Consider the following 16813-nt stretch of genomic DNA (forward strand, 5'->3'; position numbering starts at 1 on the left):
CGGCCGCAGCACCGTCCGTCCACGTTTAATACCCGCCTGCGCCGGACTTCGAGTTCCGCATCATATAACCGAGCCCCCGGCGGGTGATGATATATTCCGGCCGGCTCGGGTCATCCTCCAGCTTCTCCCGCAGCCGACGAATCGTAACATCGACCGTTCGTACGTCGCCGAAGTATTCGAACCCCCAGACCGCTTGCAGCAAATGCTCGCGCGTCATCACTTTGCCGCTGTTGCGGGCCAAGTACTGCACGAGCTCGAATTCCCGGTGGGTCAGGTCGAGCGGCACTTCATCTTTATAAACGACATACATGTCGGTATCGATAAACAAGCTTTGGATACGCAGCCCTTGACGGACCGCCTCCTCAGGCGCATTGGCGCTAACCATCGCCGCCTTCTGCTGTCTACGTAGATGCGCCTTCACCCGGGCCAACAGCTCGCGCGTGCCGAACGGCTTCGTCACATAGTCGTCGGCTCCGAGCTCCAGACCGAGCACTTTATCGATTTCGTTGTCTTTGGCTGTCAGCATAATGATCGGCGTGTTCAGCTTCGCCCGCACATCGCGGCACACGTCCATGCCATCCTTCACCGGCAGCATCAAGTCAAGCAAAATCAAGTCCGGTTCCTCCGAATAGGCCAATTCCACCGCGGTGCCTCCGTCATAAGCGAGAATTACCTCATGACCTTCCTTTTCCAGGTTAAACTTCAAAATATCAGCAATCGGCTGCTCGTCGTCAACCACCAGTATTTTCGCCATCGAATCCTTCACCGCCTGTCTCATGCGATCTTGTTGAGCTAGGTATCTATTCTACCTATTTTAGCATAACTCTAAGCAAAAAGAGACATGGAGGCGCAGTATTTCCTGCACCTTCCATGCCCCCGATTTCTGTCTGGTCGCAACTTTCCCCCACTAACGGTTCAAAAACTTCAGCGGATTTTGCGGCGATTCATTCTTCTGAATTTCAAAATGCAAATGGACCCCGGTCGAATCTCCCGTACTGCCCATAATGCCGATTTTTTCGCCCTTCTCGACAATCGCGCCCTTGGTGACTAACAATTTGCTCATATGGCCATACAAGGTACGGTATCCGTTCAAATGATCGATAATAATATAATTGCCGTAATCGCTCTTCGTGCCGGCCGCCACGACTTTGCCGTTATCCGCCGCCAGAATGTTCTTATTTCCCGTAATATCGATTCCTTTGTGGAAAGCGCCCCACCGGGTACCGAACGTGCTCGTGATTGAAGCGGAAACGACCGGCCAGGCAAACTTGCCCGTACCCTCGCCTTTAATGACTTTCGTTCCCCGTTTAACGACCGCTTTGACCGGATTTTGTACAATATCCTCGCTAAGAACCTCTTCCTCTTCCAGCATGCCGTTCACCTTGGTGAGCTGCACGGTTACTTTCTTCATCCCGTTCCTGCCGGCAGCTATCGTCTCGGTTATACCGAGCTTCATACTATCGTCCTGCACATATTCCGTTTCGTACTGAATCTCTTGATTTTCAACGACTTTCTCCACCGTACGCACGGCCAGCGTCGGCTGCAGCACCGTCAGGTCGAGCTGCTGGCCTACCTTGATCATATCGTTCGAAATCGTAGGGTTATTCTGATAAATAACCTGCTTCGGAATATTCAGCTTCTTCGCAATGCAGGAGACGCAGTCGCCTTCCTCCACCGTATATTTCGTCGGCTGCACGTCGCCGGTTTCCAGCTTCTTCCGAAGCTCGTCGGGAGGGGTTAGCTCATCCGGATCGATCTTGATCTCCTTCAGGTCCACCTGCTGCACGAAATCGGCCTTCAGCAGCTCCGTTTGCACCGGAGCCTGTTTCGCATCAGCCGATAGTATGCCGACTTTGCCGGACTCTTTCTTCTGGCTAAGCGCGCTGACGGCGTTCGCTTTCAACTGTTCCAGCAGCTGCTTGGCCGCCGCTTCGTCCTTCAACACCCCCATCGGCTTGCCGTCCACCAACAGCTGTACGCCGACTGGATACGCCGTGAAATAGGGATTCAATCGATCCAGCGCCGCCTGATCGTCGGGCTGTTTGTTGAAAGCCTTTTCACGCTTTAATTCAATCCTAGGCTCGTTGACGACAACTCTGACATCCGATGTCATCTTCGTCAACTGATCTCGCTTCGCTTGCTTGAATTGTTCGACCTTGGCCGGATCGGAGACAGCCCCGACCGAATCCCCGTTCGCATATACTTCATAGTAATCAACCACACTGGCTTGTACGTACTGATGTCCGCTCCAGACCACCGCGATCATGAATCCGAAAGCAGCGGCCGACTTGACGACCAACCATTTATGTAGACGGATGCGTTCTTTTATCGTAACGTGCGTTTGCTTGGCGTCGTGATCCATTGGTTTCGTCCTAGAGTCCTCAGTCAAGCTGCTTGACCGACTCCCGGAGCCCTTTGTCCGAAGCTTGTCCAAAAGGTTCTTGAACCGATCCTTTCCCTTGAAAACTGTCATCTTTTTCTCCTTTTAAGCCGTTTTTTGCCGCATTCGAACCATCGTCGCTTTCTTTGCCCTGAAGAGCCGGAAAGCGCCGTACTCCCTTTAAGAGAACCTATACCCATGGTATCTCTGAACAAATACTGTTCTCGGGACTCTCTAGTTGACAATCGGCGCGTGAACTTCAAACCGCACCGCTTCAACTTAGGTTTGCTTACGACCTGCACATAAAAACACCTAAAATTGGAACAATAACCATATCCATATTAACAACACTAATAAATTTACCACAAGGACTCTACCTTTTTCAACAAAACTGCATACTATGTCAATTTTCAAGAGGGAATCATGGCAGGAGTGTGAAGGTAAGCGATGGAAACTTTAACAGCGGCGTTCCGCAGCCGGAGCGAGATGGAGCAAGCGGCGGACGCGCTTCGCAAGCAAGGCGTCATCCATCTTATGATGTGCCCGAACGGTGCCGGGAGCGATCATGCGTACCCGGAATGGGCCGGAGACTCCTTTCAATCCGGCCTCTCCGGCGGGCAAGACGAGGGGCTCTTGCAGCTCCTTGTCGAATCGTCACGACGAAGACAGGCCGAAGATACCATCAGCCGCTTCGGTGGAATCCTGTAAGAACGGCATAACGAAGAAAAACGCCCTGACGCTTTTCAAGAAGCGGTCAGGGCGTCTGTATGAGGGCCAGCAAATCGCGGTATTCCTCGGGTTTCAAATGCTTTTGCAGCAGCTGTTCCAGCTCCTTGATTTCGGCTGCGGTCAAGCCGTCCTCCATGAGCTGCGAAATCGTCTGCATGTCCTGCTGAGGAATGCGCGAAACAAGCAGCGAGAATACTTTGGCCTTATCCGCCTCCGACAGCTGCTCCTTCTTCTTCGTGAACTCCTCGCTCGACACGACGACTTTCCGGTCTTCCGCAGCGCCCGATTCGTCTCCGGACACGCCCTCCAGCTCCTTGACCGATTGCTGTCCCCAAACCGCAACCGCATCCTCCGGTACCCGGTACGGATCGGTCCGTTCCGCTTTGCCGGCGCTAGGTAAACCGGATTGGTTCTCCTTCGAGCCCGTTTCCGTCGAATCCGGGTTCACGTTCGCCGATACGGCCGCATCCTTTGGCTCATCCACAGCCATCACGTTCGTTCCGCCGCCCGCGCCGAACCCCACGGTTGTCGCGAACCGGTTGAAGAACGACCCCCACCCTATCTTCGCCGTCGCCGGACGCTGGATGTGCAGCTGCTCCAGCACCAGATCGACATACGTGTTTACGGCCATAAACGTTAATGCCACACAGCATATGGAGGTCACCGCAGCCGTAACCGCCAATTTCATCAACCACTTTAACCCTTTCAATTCAGCTCACTCCCATTCGCGCCCATAGCAGGTCTCTAAGCTCTAGTATTGACCTTTTTCTGGGAAACCAACCGGATTGCGTACAGAAACTGAGCTGTTGAACCTCTCCTGTTTTTCTAAGAAAGATAACATCCTCTGGTCGTGGGGCGGAAATCGAGGCGACAACCGAATAGATCGAGATAAAAAACAAAGGAACGGGCCGCTATTCGCCCGTTCCTTCTTCGACTTAATAAATCGGGGTAACCAGGTTCGTTTGCTCCCGGTTGCGGCCTACAGAGAAGATCGCGATCGGGATGCCGGTCAGCTCGGAAACACGCTCGATGTAACGGCGCGCATTCGTCGGCAGTTCATCCAAGCTGCGTACGGCGGACAAGTCTTCGTTCCAGCCCGGCAGCTCTTCGTATACCGCTTCGCATTCCGCCAGCATCTTCAGACTGGCCGGGTAATGCTCGATCACCTCGCCGCGGTATTTGTACGCCGTACAAATTTTCACCGTTTCAAGTCCAGCCAGCACATCCAGCGAGTTCAAGGACAAGCCGGTGATGCCGCTCACCCGGCGCGCATGACGCACGACGACGCTGTCGAACCAGCCGACGCGACGCGGACGGCCGGTTACCGTGCCGTATTCATGGCCCTTCTCGCGAATCCAGTCGCCGATCTCGTTGTTCAGCTCTGTCGGGAAAGGACCGTCGCCGACGCGAGTCGTGTACGATTTCGCCACGCCGATAACTTGATGAATCTTGGTCGGACCGACACCGGAACCGATACATACGCCGCCTGCCGACGGATTGGACGAAGTCACGAACGGATATGTGCCTTGGTCGATGTCGAGCATAACGCCTTGGGCGCCCTCGAACAGCACCTTCTTGTCGGCGTCGATCAAATCGTTCAGCACGACGGAGGTGTCCGTGACGTACGGACGCAGCTTCTCGGCGTAGCCGAGATACTCCTGGACGATCGAATCGGCATCGAGGCCTTTGGAGCCGTAAACTTGTTCGATCAATACATTTTTCTCCGCAACGAGAAGGCGAACCTTGCGTTCGAATTCCTCCGCATCGAGCAGATCCGCGATCCGGATGCCGTTCCGCGCTGCTTTATCCATATAACATGGGCCGATCCCTTTACGGGTCGTTCCAATTTTATTATCGCCCTTGCGCTCTTCTTCCAGACCGTCAAGCAGCAGGTGGTAGGGCATAATCACATGCGCACGATCGCTGAGGCGCAAGTTTTTCGTTGAGAACCCATTATCATGAATATATTGAATTTCCTCGAGCAGCGCGCCCGGGTTAATCACCATGCCATTGCCGATTACGCAAACTTTATCTTGATAAAAAATACCCGACGGAATCATCGTCAACTTATATTTCTTATCGTTAATAATAATCGTATGCCCCGCGTTGTTACCGCCTTGGTAACGAGCTACGACCTCTGCAGATTCTGCCAGAAAATCGGTAATTTTTCCTTTTCCTTCGTCTCCCCATTGGGTTCCGACAACCACTACCGTTGACATTCGCACTACCCCCGTGAGGTGGAAACCACCTATGATTTGCCCTGAAGGCGCATGACACCATGACTAGTTTAGCAGTACACTAAACCAAAGTCAATAAAAACGAACGATTTCGTATACTCAGAATACAACGTTCGGAAAATGTTCACCAAGCAGCCAACAGTTCATACTCCTGCCTGCTCCTATTCGGCTTCAGACCGCATCATGCCGGTTTACGGCCTGGGCCTTTGAACCCCAGTGGACGCCGAATAGCGCCGCGGACGGCAAAAAAGCCCCGGCTGTCGCCGAGGCCAATACGCATCGTTCGCCTTTACTCCCGCAAGCATACGACGAAAGGCGCGCATTAATACGCCACCGCCGGTTCTTGATGCGAACGGTCCAGGTTGACGAACTTGTTGAAGTTTTTCAGGAACGCCAGCTCGACCGTCCCGACCGGGCCGTTCCGCTGCTTGGCGATAATGATCTCGATGATGTTCTTCTTCTCCGACTCTTTGTCGTAGTAATCGTCCCGGTACAAGAACGCGACGATATCGGCATCCTGCTCGATCGAACCGGATTCCCGCAAGTCCGACATCATCGGACGCTTGTCCTGCCGCTGTTCCACGCCCCGGCTAAGCTGCGAGAGCGCGATAACCGGCACGTTCAGCTCACGCGCAATTTGCTTCAGCGTACGCGAAATTTCCGAAACTTCCTGCTGCCGGTTGTCGCCCTTGCCTCGGCCATGGATCAGCTGCAAGTAGTCGATCAGGATCATGCCGAGCCCTTTCTCCTTCTTGAGCCGTCTGCATTTGGCCCGAATGTCGGCCACCGTCACCGACGGCGAATCGTCGATGTAGATATTCGCCTCGGATAGTGAGCCGATCGCCATCGTCAGCTTCTCCCAATCTTCCGGCTCCAGGAAGCCTGTCCGCAGCCGCCCGGCGTCCACGTTCGCCTCGGCGCAAATCATCCGCTGTACGAGCTGGGCCGCCCCCATCTCGAGACTGAAGATGGCGACGGTCTCTTTCTCGCGGACGCCGATATTTTGCGCAATATTGAGCGCGAACGCCGTCTTACCTACAGAAGGACGGGCCGCTACGATAATCAAGTCGGAGCGTTGGAAGCCGGACGTCATCTTATCCAGGTCGACGAACCCCGATTTGACCCCGGTCGTACTGCCCTTCTGATTGAACAACGTTTCAACCTTATCGAACACTTCCATCAGCACGTCTTTGATAGCAATGAAACCCGAACCCGAACGGGCCTGGGAAATTTCCATGATACGCGCTTCGGCGTCGCTGAGCAGCATGCCGACTTCATCTTGTCCCGCGTAACCGTTCGAGACAATCTGCGTCGCAGCGCGAATCAAACGGCGAAGCATCGACTTCTCTTCGACGATCTGCGCGTAATAATCTACGTTAGCCGCCGTCGGCACCGCATTGGCGAGCTCCGACAAATAAGTGATTCCGCCCACTTCTTCCAGCTGCTGCTTATCCTGCAGCCGGGCCGTCAGCGTGACCAGGTCAACCGGCTCGTTCGCCTCGGCAATCTCGATCATCGCTTCATAGATGAGCTGGTGCGCGCCGCGATAGAAGTCTTCGTCCCTCACCCGCTCCATGGCCGTTACAAGCGCGTCCCCGTCAAGCAAAATCGCGCCGAGCACCGCCTGCTCGGCTTCCAGATTTTGCGGAGGTATGCGATCCATAAACAGATTCTCGTTCATCCGATGGTGTCCTCCCGTTTCCCATGCTTACCCAGGGGCAAGGAGCGGTGCCCTAGCCAGAGCCAGGGCTGGCGTTCCTCTCCCCTTAACGACAAAGAGCCGGCCCTATTGCACCGGCTCGCATTACGCGCAAATGCCGCCGGGGGCGGCCGTCCGTCGCTTCTCTAACGATCGACCACACTCCCGAACCAGCTAACACCCCATACCGTTTCCCCTACGATACGACGCTTACTCTTCGGTCACGTGCACCTTCAGCTTCCCGGTTACTTCCGGGTGCAGCTTCACGACTACTTCCGTGACGCCGAGCGTACGGATGGGGTCGTCCATCACGATCTTGCGCTTGTCTACTTTGATGCCGAGCTTCTCAAGACCTTCCGCCACCTGCTTGTTGGACACGGCGCCGAACAAGCGGCCGTCCGTGCCCGATTTCGCTTTCAATTGCACGGTAAGCTCGCCGAGTTTCCGGCCGAGCTCTTGAGCGTCGGCCTTCTCCTGCGCCTTTTTACGTTCTTCCGCTTTCTTCTGCTGATCCAGCACCTTCACAGCTGAATCGCTGGCCGGCGCCGCCAAATTTTGTTTAAATAAAAAATTAGTCGCATAGCCCTCGGAAACTTCTTTGATATCGCCTTTTTTGCCTTGGCCCTTAACATCTTTCAGTAAAATGACCTTCATTCGAAAAGCCCCTCCTCCGCGTGCATCTGATTTAAAATTTGCTTCAACCGCTGTGTGGCTTCCGCCACCGTGCCTTCCAATTGCGTGGCCGCGTTGGTCAAATGACCGCCGCCGCCCATCCGTTCCATCACGAGCTGTACATTCATCTGTCCGAGCGAACGGGCGCTGATGCCGATCAAGCCGTCCGGACGCTCGCTGATAACAAATGAAGCCATAATTCCCGTCATAGTTAACAATGTATCAGCAACTTGGGCAATGATCAACTGAGAATATTTACGTCCGGGCTCCGTGACGGCAAGCGCAACATGGTCGAAGATGACCACCGCATTCTTAATAATTTCGGACTTCTTAATATAGTGATCCAAATCTTCCTTCAACAGCCGTTGGATCAACGAGGAATCGGCCCCGTTCCGCCGCAAGTAAGAAGCCGCCTCGAACGTACGTGCGCCCGTCCGCAAGCTGAAGCTCTTCGTATCCACCACGATACCGGCGAGCAGCGCCGTCGCCTCCAACACGCCCATCGTAAGACGCTCATCAAAATAAGGCAGCAGCTCGGTCACAAGCTCGCACGTTGAGGATGCGTAAGGCTCCATATAGACGAGCGTCGCATCCTGAATGAACTCCTCGCTCCGGCGATGGTGATCGATGACCACTTTGCGCTGCGTCAACTGCAGCACCCTCGGCTCCGACGTCATCGTCGCCCGATGCGTATCGACGATAACCGCGAGCGACCGCGAAGTCGTGATCTGAATCGCCTGCTCCGGCGTAATAAACCAGCGGTTCAGCTTCTCGTCCTCATAGATCGCCTCCATCAGCTTCAGGATAGATGGATTGACGCCCTCAATCACGATATACCCTTCCTTATTGCTGACGTGCGCCATCTTCAGCACCCCGATCGCCGCCCCGATCGAGTCCATATCGGGCATCTTATGGCCCATGATGATCACGTTGTCGCTTTCCTTGATCAGATCGCGAAGCGCATGGGAGATCACCCTTGCCCGTACCCGCGTCCGCTTCTCGATCGCATTCGTACGTCCGCCGTAGAACGACAGCCGTTCCCCGACCTTCACCGCCGCCTGATCGCCGCCGCGGCCAAGCGCCATGTCAAGGCTCGTTTGCGTCCATAAACCGAGCTCGATGAGCGACCCCGCTCCCGACGCGATGCCGATGCTAAGCGTCATCGGCAGCTTGTTCTCGATGGTGATGTCCCGTACCTCGTCCAATATTTCAAATCGCGACTGTTCGAGCTTTTTTAACCCTTTATGATCCGCCACCAGGAAGTATCGATCGGAAGCCGTACGGCGGATGTAGATCTGATGCTTTTGCGCCCATTCGGTAATTTCCCCCGTCACTTTGGCCATCATAATGCTGCGCGTCTGGTCGTCCAGGCCCTGTGTCGCTTCGTCGAGATTATCCATCATGACGATGCCCATGGCGATCTGATCCTCTTCGTTGCGCAGCTGAAGCGTACGAAGAATCGTGATGTCCGTGAAATAAAGCAACCGCTCCTCCGGCTTGATCTGAACCTCATAAATATGCTTGTCGAGAGTCAGCTCCAGCTTCAGTTCCTTTTCCTTGCGGTTCTTCAGCCCGGGAAATTGCTCCAGCAGCGGCTCCCCGATCAGTGTATCCTTGCCGAGCATTCTGGCAACGAACGGATTATGCCATTCGATCGTCTTCTCTTCGTTGTACAGCAAGATGCCGACCGGCAGCTCGTGAATGACGTCGCTCCCCGCCTTCTTCACCCGATGGGACAGCGTGCTCACGTAATGCGTTAAATCCTGGCGAAACGCTCGTTCCGCCCGAAACGTGTAGTAGGCCAGAACGCCGCATACAACCAGGGCAACCACCCCAAGCTGCCAAACAAAGCAAGATATAGTGAGAATCAGAACAAGCAGCAGGGCAAATAGCCAATATACATGCATACCGTGCCATCGTTTCAACAGGAACTTCGGCATTTCATTCGCTCCAATCATGAATAATCGCACACGGCTGAGTTCTCCGCAGCCGAAGGCGACGCCGATGCACGCATATCGCGGCTCATAGGCGTTTCTACTCTTTGCGGGTTATACGATCACGGATAGGAAACGCTACATCGAACACGCCAATTAGGCTGAACAAAAAGAACAACGGAGGAAACAACAGCAACAGCGCGATTCCGACAATCGGCAGCGTCTTGTTCCAACGATTCATATGCGCAACGAAAAACAGAAAAGAAATCGCTTGAATCGCGAATGCCGTGCTAAGCAAGGGCAGCAAATTCAAGACTACCGTAAACAGCGTCGATTCCATATCTTTCGTGAACAGTTCAAGCACAAGGGCCACGACGTAGATCCAGATGAATGATTTAGGCAGCTTCCAGTCTTTGATCGGACGGAACGCCGGAACCGACTCTCCTAACCGCACCAGGACGCGCCGCGTCACCGCATGCGAGATAACGGCATACAAGAGAGAGAACGTGATCATATACATCGGCAGCATTTGCACCGATAAATGAACGATGGTATCGATATCGACCCCCATAAGGCTTTTCATCTGCGGGGAGTACAGGTTGAATGAATCGATCATGAACCGTTTCATCGCGCCTACCGGATTCAAACCGAACAGGTGCGCGACGACCAAGCTGATCAACAGTTCGATCAGCAGCGTTACGGCTCCTGCGTTCAATACGGAACGAGCGGGAGCACGCTTTTTATACAAATTGCCCATCTGAATAACCGGAGGCAGCAAGAAGAGAGAAACCGATACGAGCATCGCTCCGATCCATCCGATTAGCAGAAATGAGACCAAGACGTAAACGATCGCCAAACTGGCCAAATAGTGAATCAAGAACGACTTCGTCCCTAATCGCACATACAGCACGAGGACCGGCACCAGCAGGAAAAAGAACGTCACCAAGTTGAGCAACGGCGCCATAAGCGATAAAAGCAATACGATATAAACGATGCTCCAACCGAGCATTCGCGGCTTTTGTGTTTCTTCCAACCCTTTCACCTCTTACGCAAATGATCTTCCAAAGCGGAGATATCGCCATACCATTCTTCCAACTGATGTCCTTCCTCACGGTGCTTCTTCATCTTATCGGTCACCGCTTCGTCGAGACTGCGCATCGAGATGCCGAGCCGGCGCCCCAAAATGTAACTACAGGCCACGAGGCTGGCCAATCCGTCGATAATTTTATGATGGCTGCCTTCCCAAATCCCCTTTAACAAATGAGCCATTTGATCGACCAATTCGGTCTTTAGCCATTCGATAATTTTGGCCCGCTTGGCCAAATCGACATCCTTATCCATAAACGACATGCCGCTTCTCCCCTTACACCGGGCGCTTTTGTTAATTATACCACATATTCTATGCCTTTTGTTCCGACTGCCACAGCTTGAAACAATAATCAATGATTTCCCTGCGTCGGATAATTCCGATGAACACCTCATTATCGTCGATGACCGGCACATAGTTCTGATTGGTCGCCAGCGTAATCAAATCCTGCATCTGCTGGTCGATGCGTACCGGTTTGATCGCCATATGCTGCGGCACCTCGGTGAGCTGAACTTTATGCGCGTTGTCAAATCCGATTTCAGGTGAGCGCTTTAGCTTCCAGAGCAGATCGCCTTCCGTGATCGTCCCGGCGTATTTGCCATGCTCATCGACTAGCGGAACGGCCGAGTAGCGATGGTATTCCATCCGTTCCAACGCTTGCCGCATCGTAGAATGAGGGGATAAATAAATGACCTGATCCTTGGGTACTAAGAAAAAAGCGATATTCAATCGATCTCCCCAGCCTTTCTCTATCAATCGCGGACGCCGAAACCTCCGCCTGTTCATCATATCACGTTAGGCCCCTCGTTGAAAAATAACGGGAGCCATTCCGGCCCTTCATTTATGCCAATAATTTTCGCTCCCAGAAGCTGCCCGCTCCCTTTCTCTTGCCCTTCTGAAATTGCTTTCTGTGCGCTTCGCTTTGTACAATAAGGATCAGGAGATGATGTCATGTATCTATACACGGATCAAACGTACAGCGAGGTGGACTTTAGCCATAAAGATTTGCGGGAAGGCGAACTGCGCGGCTGTACGTTTACGAAGTGCCGGTTTCGCGGAACGCGGATGGAGGAGGTGCTCACGAGCGGCAGCCAATTTATCGATTGCGATTTTTCCGGCGCGGCCTTGAACGCCTCGACGCATGAACGGAGCGCATTTACCAACTGCCGGTTTCAAAGCGCCAACCTGTTCGTCGCCAAATTTCAGGAATGCAAAATGGTCGGCTCCGACTTTACCGAAGCGAATTTGGACGGCATTACCATCCTGCGGGGGGACTGGTCTTATACGAGCTTACGACTCGTTCAATTATCCAAACAGCAGCTTCGCGGCGTTCGATTCGTCGAAGCCGATCTGTACGACGCCAAGCTTGATAAAGCGGACCTGCGTGACGCGGACCTCACCCGGGCCCACTTGGCGAAAGCAAGGCTGCAGGGCGCCGACCTGCGGGGGGCCGTGCTCGACGGCGTTGATTTCAAGAGCTTCGATATCAAGGGCGCTCGGCTGGATACGGCGCAAGCCATTGCTTTCGCCCGCTCCTATGGGGCGAAAGTCGACTAATATGCAGCGACGACAAAAAGACAGTCGGTTTTCCGACTGTCTTTCGTTATACCAACGTTATTCCGTTGTGTATGGAAGCAAAGCCACTTGACGGGAGCGTTTGATCGCGATCGTCAAAGCGCGTTGATATTTCGCGGAAGTACCCGTTACACGACGAGGCAAAATTTTGCCGCGCTCGCTAATGAATTTCTTCAGCGTTTCGATATCTTTATAATCAATGTGCTTGATTTTGTTTACGGTGAAGTAACAAACTTTACGGCGCTTGCCGCCTTTTTTGCCACGACCGCTGAACTTTCTTTCGCCGCGCTCGCCGCGATCTTCAGAGCGTTCTCTTTTTTCGAATGCCATGTTGTTATCCTTCCTTTCTACGTTAGATTCATTCCAATCCGTTCCGTATTAGAACGGCAAATCATCATCGGAGATGTCAATCGGTCGACCGTCATCCTGGAACGGATCTTGGTTGTCGCGTGCTCCGCCGAAATTGCCACGGTTCCCGCCGTTGCCACTACCGCCGCCGCCATAATTTCCTCCGCCGCCCGTTGCCGGTCCGCCTTCTTCACGGTTAGCGCTGTTCGCCGATTCCAGGAAACGCACATTGTCAGCAATGATTTCCGTCACGTATACGCGCCGTCCTTCATTGTTGTCGTAGTTGCGCACTTGAATGCGGCCTTCCACAGCGGCCAAACGACCTTTGCGAAGATAATTCGCGCAAGTCTCCGCCAGTTGACGCCAAGTGACGACCGGGATAAAATCAGCTTCCCGCTGGCCCCCTTGGTTAGAGAAAGGTCGATCTACCGCAAGCGTAAACTGGGTTACAGCCACACCTGCCGGGGTATAGCGCAGTTCAGGGTCACGTGTCAGTCTTCCGATCAGAATTACACGATTCAACATCCGCATTCCCTCCCGGATTAGCCGTTACACGGCATAAATTAAGCTACGTCTTTAACGATCATGTAACGAATGATTTCGTCGGAAATCTTCATTACGCGGTCAAGCTCGCTCACAACGTCATTGTTTGCGTTGAAATGCACCAACACATAATGACCGTCACGGAACTTGTTGATCTCATACGCAAGACGGCGCTTACCCATCAGGTCATGCTTCGTAATTTCGCCACCGTTGTTGATGATGTTTTGGAACTTCTCCACCGTAGCCTGAACAGCTTCCTGCTCAAGATCAGGACGGATGATGTACATTACTTCATATTTGCGCATGTTGTCACCTCCTTTTGGACTATGGCCCCTGAATCGGCTTGTACCGTCAGAAGCAAGGAGCGAGGAATGAGAAAAGCTTAAGTCAAAACTCGCACCTAAATACTATAGCAAAAATGGTTCGGCAAAGCAAGCGGCATTCTTCGCCTAGAACCGACGTCTCTCTCCGACTTGGCAATAATTAAGCCTCATGGTTAGGGATTCGAACGGAAATTCTAATCTTACATCAACCAACAGGAGGTGACCACCTGTCATGGGTGAATGGAGTCAATTCCGTCCCGGCGATAAAGCCCCGAATGACGGCGAATATATGGAAGTCGGAGAAGATGCTTTCCACATGGGCATCAACGATCCGAAAATCATCAAGCTCAAGAAAGGCGAATCCTTTCCCGACACCAAAAATCATAACCGGAAATGGAAAAAAGTGTTCCGTGGTTAATTGCCAGGCCTCACCCCCGTTTGCGCTGCAGGCGGGGTTACCTTCAAGCTATTTCGGCAAAGGAGTTTTTCCTATGAAATATAAAATCACGGCGATCTGTACAATCATCGGGGCCGCCTTATGTTTAGTTCATTACATCGGTCATGAATACGACCCGGTTTACCTGCTGTTCTATGCCCTAAGCGTTCCGGCATGGTTCTATCCGATTTTTACATATACGGATGTGAATCCGCTGCTGCTCTACGTCTTAACTACCCTTTCCTGGGCCGCTATCGGGTATGTCATTGATCGTTTTTCCATCTACCGCCAAGTTCGGCACCGTTAATGAGCCATTGCGCTGCGTTGCCGTTTCTCTGTCTAAAGCAAAAAAGGCTGTGCGTCGACGCCAGTCTTTTTCTTGCTGTTTGCTGTTTTCTCCGGCAGCATCCTTTTTGCTTGCGAGCATGTTCCCCACAAGTGATTAGAAATGGATCGAATTTTGCTCAATTTCAAAGAAATCGGGAGCATGATGATACTTTTTCCGCTTACATAGAGATTGGCTAAATCGAGAACTTCTTCTTCTTTATGTATAATTTCATCTTATACACATCGGCCCCGACTTTTCTGAGAGTGGAAAGTCATTATTCTACATGTATAAGGAGGAGTACTAATTTTGAAAGGACAACTGAATACTACCTGGTTTTCCAACACGCGGAGCGACATTTTATCCGGTATCACGGTCGCGTTGGCTTTAATTCCGGAGGCGATTGCGTTCTCCATTATCGCAGGTGTGGACCCGATGGTTGGACTCTACGCTTCGTTCTGTATCGCGGTCATTATTGCTTTCGTTGGCGGAAGACCCGGGATGATATCCGCGGCTACAGGCGCTATGGCCTTGCTGATGGTGAATCTCGTCAAGGATCATGGGATCGAATACTTGTTTGCGGCTACCGTGCTCGCCGGCATCTTGCAAATCCTTATGGGATTGTTTCGGTTAGGGCAGCTCGTCACGTTCGTTCCCCATTCGGTTATGACCGGATTCGTCAATGCGCTCGCCATCCTGATCTTTATGGCACAGCTGACCCATTTCGTCGGACAAAGCTGGATCATGTATGCCTTGGTGGCGCTTACGCTCGTCATCATTTACGTGCTGCCGCGATTCACCAAAGCAGTTCCGTCCGCCTTGGCAGCCATTATTGTCGTATCAGTCCTTACAATCGGACTCGGCCTGGATGTGAATACGGTTGGCGACATGGGGCGCATTTCAAGCTCTTTGCCGGTCTTCCACATTCCGCAAGTTATGTTTTCATTGGATACGCTCCGGATTATTTTACCCTACTCCTTTTCGTTAGCTATCGTCGGTATTTTGGAATCGCTGCTTACCGCAACGATCATTGATGAGATGACCGATACAACCAGCGACAAGAATAGAGAAGTGAAAGGACAAGGCATCGCGAATATCGCCACCGGCTTTTTCGGCGGGATGGCCGGCTGTGCCATGATCGGGCAATCTGTAATAAACGTTAAATCCGGGGGCCGCACGAGATTGTCCACGTTAGTGGCCGGACTGTTTCTGCTCTTCCTCATTATCGTGCTGGGTGACGTCGTCAAGCAAATTCCGATGGCCGCGCTTGTCGGCGTTATGTTTATGGTATCGATCGGGACTTTTGACTGGGGCTACTTGCGCGAGATGAAGAAAATCCCGCGCACCGACACGTTCGTCATGATCGTCACGGTGGCGATTGTTGTTGCAACCCACGACTTATCCAAAGGCGTGTTTGCCGGCGTCGTGCTCAGTGCAGTCATATTTGCCTGGAAAATGGCCAAAATTCGCTCCGCCACTACTCTGCTGCCGGATGGCAGCATACTTTACAAGTTATCCGGCCAATTGTTCTTCGGGACGATGAATTCCTTCGTCGGTTTATTTCAATACCAGCAGGACCCGCATACGGTCCGGATCGATTTCTCCCAATCGCATGTATGGGATCACTCCGCCGTCACCGCCATCGGCAAAGTCGTTGCTAAATATGAACAACTGGATAAGAAAGTCGTCATTGTCGGATTAAATGAAGAAAGCCAGCGGCTCATTGACAAAGTCGGTCTAACCGCTTCATCCGGCGGACATTAAATCGAATAGGCGGAGTGTCAACCACCACCCCGCCCTCTCGCCTCATACTGGTCATACACGAAACCCGCACGCTCTGCCAACAAGAGTGTGCGGGTTTATGTTTGTGCTCGAGTTCATCCACAGTATCGCCTTAATGGAATATCTCTGTTGTATATCCACATGTGAATAACTTAACTTCCTAGACGAGCCCCTTTCCTATTCGATATTTATCCACATGTGGATATCTTTTTGATTTGGTTACAGCACAGCCCCCTTCCCCTCGGACGACACAGCTTATATTCCGCTTCCATGAAGTTTGACTCTTCCTTATTCCTCATTGGCTGCAGCATGATCTGTCTGCTCTTAGCTGCCATCACCTTTGTGCTTCTCGGGGTATTGTACCGCTTTATTTCGTCATCTTTCAACCTGGAGTTTCCCTATCCACCTTCAGACGCATCAGAGACGCGTTAGCGGCCCGCTTACGGGTTTATTCGCCCTTCTCAAGCAAATTATCAAACCGTACAAATATATTCCTTAGAACGCGCTTTATAGGCGTTTACAACCGTCCTCGATTGCCCCGCTCATGTCGTAAAAGGCCATCATCAACATACGAAAAAGCCCTTCTACGTTAATCCGTAGAAGGGCCGTAATTGTTAATGTAAGTGGCGGAAAGAGTGGGATTCGAACCCACGCACGGCGCGAGCCGCCTAGCTGATTTCGAGTCAGCCCCCTTGGGCCTCTTGGGTACCTTTCCGCATTTCCAAAAGGGACAAGTAATATAA

The 16813-nt window shown here is 52.5% G+C and carries 18 protein-coding genes and 1 tRNA gene; 5 read left to right on the forward strand and 14 right to left on the reverse strand.

Annotated elements, in window-relative coordinates; translation table 11 throughout:
* Positions 1–25: 25 nt before the first annotated feature.
* The gene (gene yycF, locus ACZ439_RS13300; protein ID WP_054796117.1) at positions 26–754 is read right to left on the reverse strand and encodes a response regulator YycF; all 729 of its coding nucleotides are present in this window, start codon (positions 752–754) and stop codon (positions 26–28) included.
* A gap of 153 nt (positions 755–907) precedes the next feature.
* Positions 908–2362 carry a peptidoglycan DD-metalloendopeptidase family protein gene (locus ACZ439_RS13305; RefSeq protein WP_230876273.1) on the reverse strand — a complete coding sequence of 485 codons (1455 nt, stop codon included), beginning with the start codon at positions 2360–2362 and terminating at the stop codon, positions 908–910.
* A 465-nt stretch (positions 2363–2827) separates the two neighbouring features.
* Between ACZ439_RS13305 and ACZ439_RS13310 the strand changes: the two genes are divergently transcribed.
* Positions 2828–3088 carry a hypothetical protein gene (locus ACZ439_RS13310; protein ID WP_054796116.1) on the forward strand — a complete coding sequence of 87 codons (261 nt, stop codon included), beginning with the start codon at positions 2828–2830 and terminating at the stop codon, positions 3086–3088.
* 46 nt (positions 3089–3134) lie between these two features.
* Here the strand turns inward: ACZ439_RS13310 and ACZ439_RS13315 are convergent, their stop codons facing one another.
* The 8 genes from ACZ439_RS13315 to ACZ439_RS13350 form a co-directional block, all read right to left on the reverse strand.
* Positions 3135–3818, reverse strand: a complete 684-nt coding sequence (locus ACZ439_RS13315) for a hypothetical protein (RefSeq protein WP_054796115.1) — start codon at positions 3816–3818, stop codon at positions 3135–3137.
* A gap of 226 nt (positions 3819–4044) precedes the next feature.
* Positions 4045–5328 (reverse strand): adenylosuccinate synthase, encoded by a 1284-nt coding sequence (locus tag ACZ439_RS13320; protein WP_127605324.1) that lies wholly within the window; start codon positions 5326–5328, stop codon positions 4045–4047.
* Positions 5329–5668: 340 nt separating this feature from the next.
* The gene (gene dnaB / locus ACZ439_RS13325) at positions 5669–7027 is read right to left on the reverse strand and encodes a replicative DNA helicase (protein WP_054796114.1); all 1359 of its coding nucleotides are present in this window, start codon (positions 7025–7027) and stop codon (positions 5669–5671) included.
* A 228-nt stretch (positions 7028–7255) separates the two neighbouring features.
* Complete coding sequence (gene rplI / locus ACZ439_RS13330) at positions 7256–7699, reverse strand: 50S ribosomal protein L9 (RefSeq protein WP_127605326.1); 444 nt, start codon at positions 7697–7699, stop codon at positions 7256–7258.
* Positions 7696–9657, reverse strand: a complete 1962-nt coding sequence (locus tag ACZ439_RS13335) for a DHH family phosphoesterase (protein ID WP_155615367.1) — start codon at positions 9655–9657, stop codon at positions 7696–7698. The genes rplI and ACZ439_RS13335 overlap by 4 nt, the downstream gene beginning before the upstream one ends.
* A 94-nt stretch (positions 9658–9751) precedes the next feature.
* The gene (locus ACZ439_RS13340; RefSeq protein WP_155615368.1) at positions 9752–10684 is read right to left on the reverse strand and encodes a DUF2232 domain-containing protein; all 933 of its coding nucleotides are present in this window, start codon (positions 10682–10684) and stop codon (positions 9752–9754) included.
* 5 nt (positions 10685–10689) lie between these two features.
* Positions 10690–10992 (reverse strand): MazG-like family protein, encoded by a 303-nt coding sequence (locus tag ACZ439_RS13345; protein ID WP_127605404.1) that lies wholly within the window; start codon positions 10990–10992, stop codon positions 10690–10692.
* Positions 10993–11050: 58 nt separating this feature from the next.
* Positions 11051–11467, reverse strand: a complete 417-nt coding sequence (locus ACZ439_RS13350; RefSeq protein WP_127605406.1) for a CBS domain-containing protein — start codon at positions 11465–11467, stop codon at positions 11051–11053.
* Positions 11468–11689: 222 nt separating this feature from the next.
* Here ACZ439_RS13350 and ACZ439_RS13355 point away from each other — a divergent pair, with 222 nt between their 5' ends.
* Positions 11690–12295 (forward strand): pentapeptide repeat-containing protein, encoded by a 606-nt coding sequence (locus ACZ439_RS13355; protein WP_054799219.1) that lies wholly within the window; start codon positions 11690–11692, stop codon positions 12293–12295.
* 57 nt (positions 12296–12352) lie between these two features.
* Here ACZ439_RS13355 and rpsR read toward each other — a convergent pair whose 3' ends face one another.
* From rpsR to rpsF, 3 genes are read right to left on the reverse strand one after another with little or no spacing between them, the layout of a single operon-like run.
* A complete protein-coding gene (gene rpsR, locus ACZ439_RS13360) occupies positions 12353–12643 on the reverse strand; it encodes a 30S ribosomal protein S18 (RefSeq protein WP_127605332.1) in 291 nt (96 codons plus the stop codon).
* Between the two features lie 48 nt (positions 12644–12691).
* Entirely contained in the window at positions 12692–13186 is a 495-nt protein-coding gene (ssb, locus tag ACZ439_RS13365; protein ID WP_054796111.1) for a single-stranded DNA-binding protein, read from the reverse strand.
* Positions 13187–13224: 38 nt separating this feature from the next.
* Positions 13225–13509: a 30S ribosomal protein S6 gene (rpsF, locus tag ACZ439_RS13370; protein ID WP_054796110.1), complete on the reverse strand. Its 285-nt coding sequence runs from the start codon at positions 13507–13509 to the stop codon at positions 13225–13227.
* Between the two features lie 250 nt (positions 13510–13759).
* Here rpsF and ACZ439_RS13375 point away from each other — a divergent pair, with 250 nt between their 5' ends.
* The 3 genes from ACZ439_RS13375 (at position 13760) to ACZ439_RS13385 (ending at position 16052) form a co-directional block, all read left to right on the forward strand.
* A complete protein-coding gene (locus ACZ439_RS13375; RefSeq protein WP_127605334.1) occupies positions 13760–13945 on the forward strand; it encodes a YjzC family protein in 186 nt (61 codons plus the stop codon).
* 73 nt (positions 13946–14018) lie between these two features.
* Positions 14019–14270 carry a hypothetical protein gene (locus ACZ439_RS13380; protein ID WP_054796138.1) on the forward strand — a complete coding sequence of 84 codons (252 nt, stop codon included), beginning with the start codon at positions 14019–14021 and terminating at the stop codon, positions 14268–14270.
* 327 nt (positions 14271–14597) lie between these two features.
* Positions 14598–16052 carry a SulP family inorganic anion transporter gene (locus ACZ439_RS13385; protein WP_054796109.1) on the forward strand — a complete coding sequence of 485 codons (1455 nt, stop codon included), beginning with the start codon at positions 14598–14600 and terminating at the stop codon, positions 16050–16052.
* A gap of 642 nt (positions 16053–16694) precedes the next feature.
* Here the strand turns inward: ACZ439_RS13385 and ACZ439_RS13390 are convergent.
* A tRNA-Ser gene (locus ACZ439_RS13390) sits at positions 16695–16785 on the reverse strand.
* Positions 16786–16813: the final 28 nt, after the last annotated feature.

This window comes from Paenibacillus sp. JCM 9796, assembly GCF_055379675.1.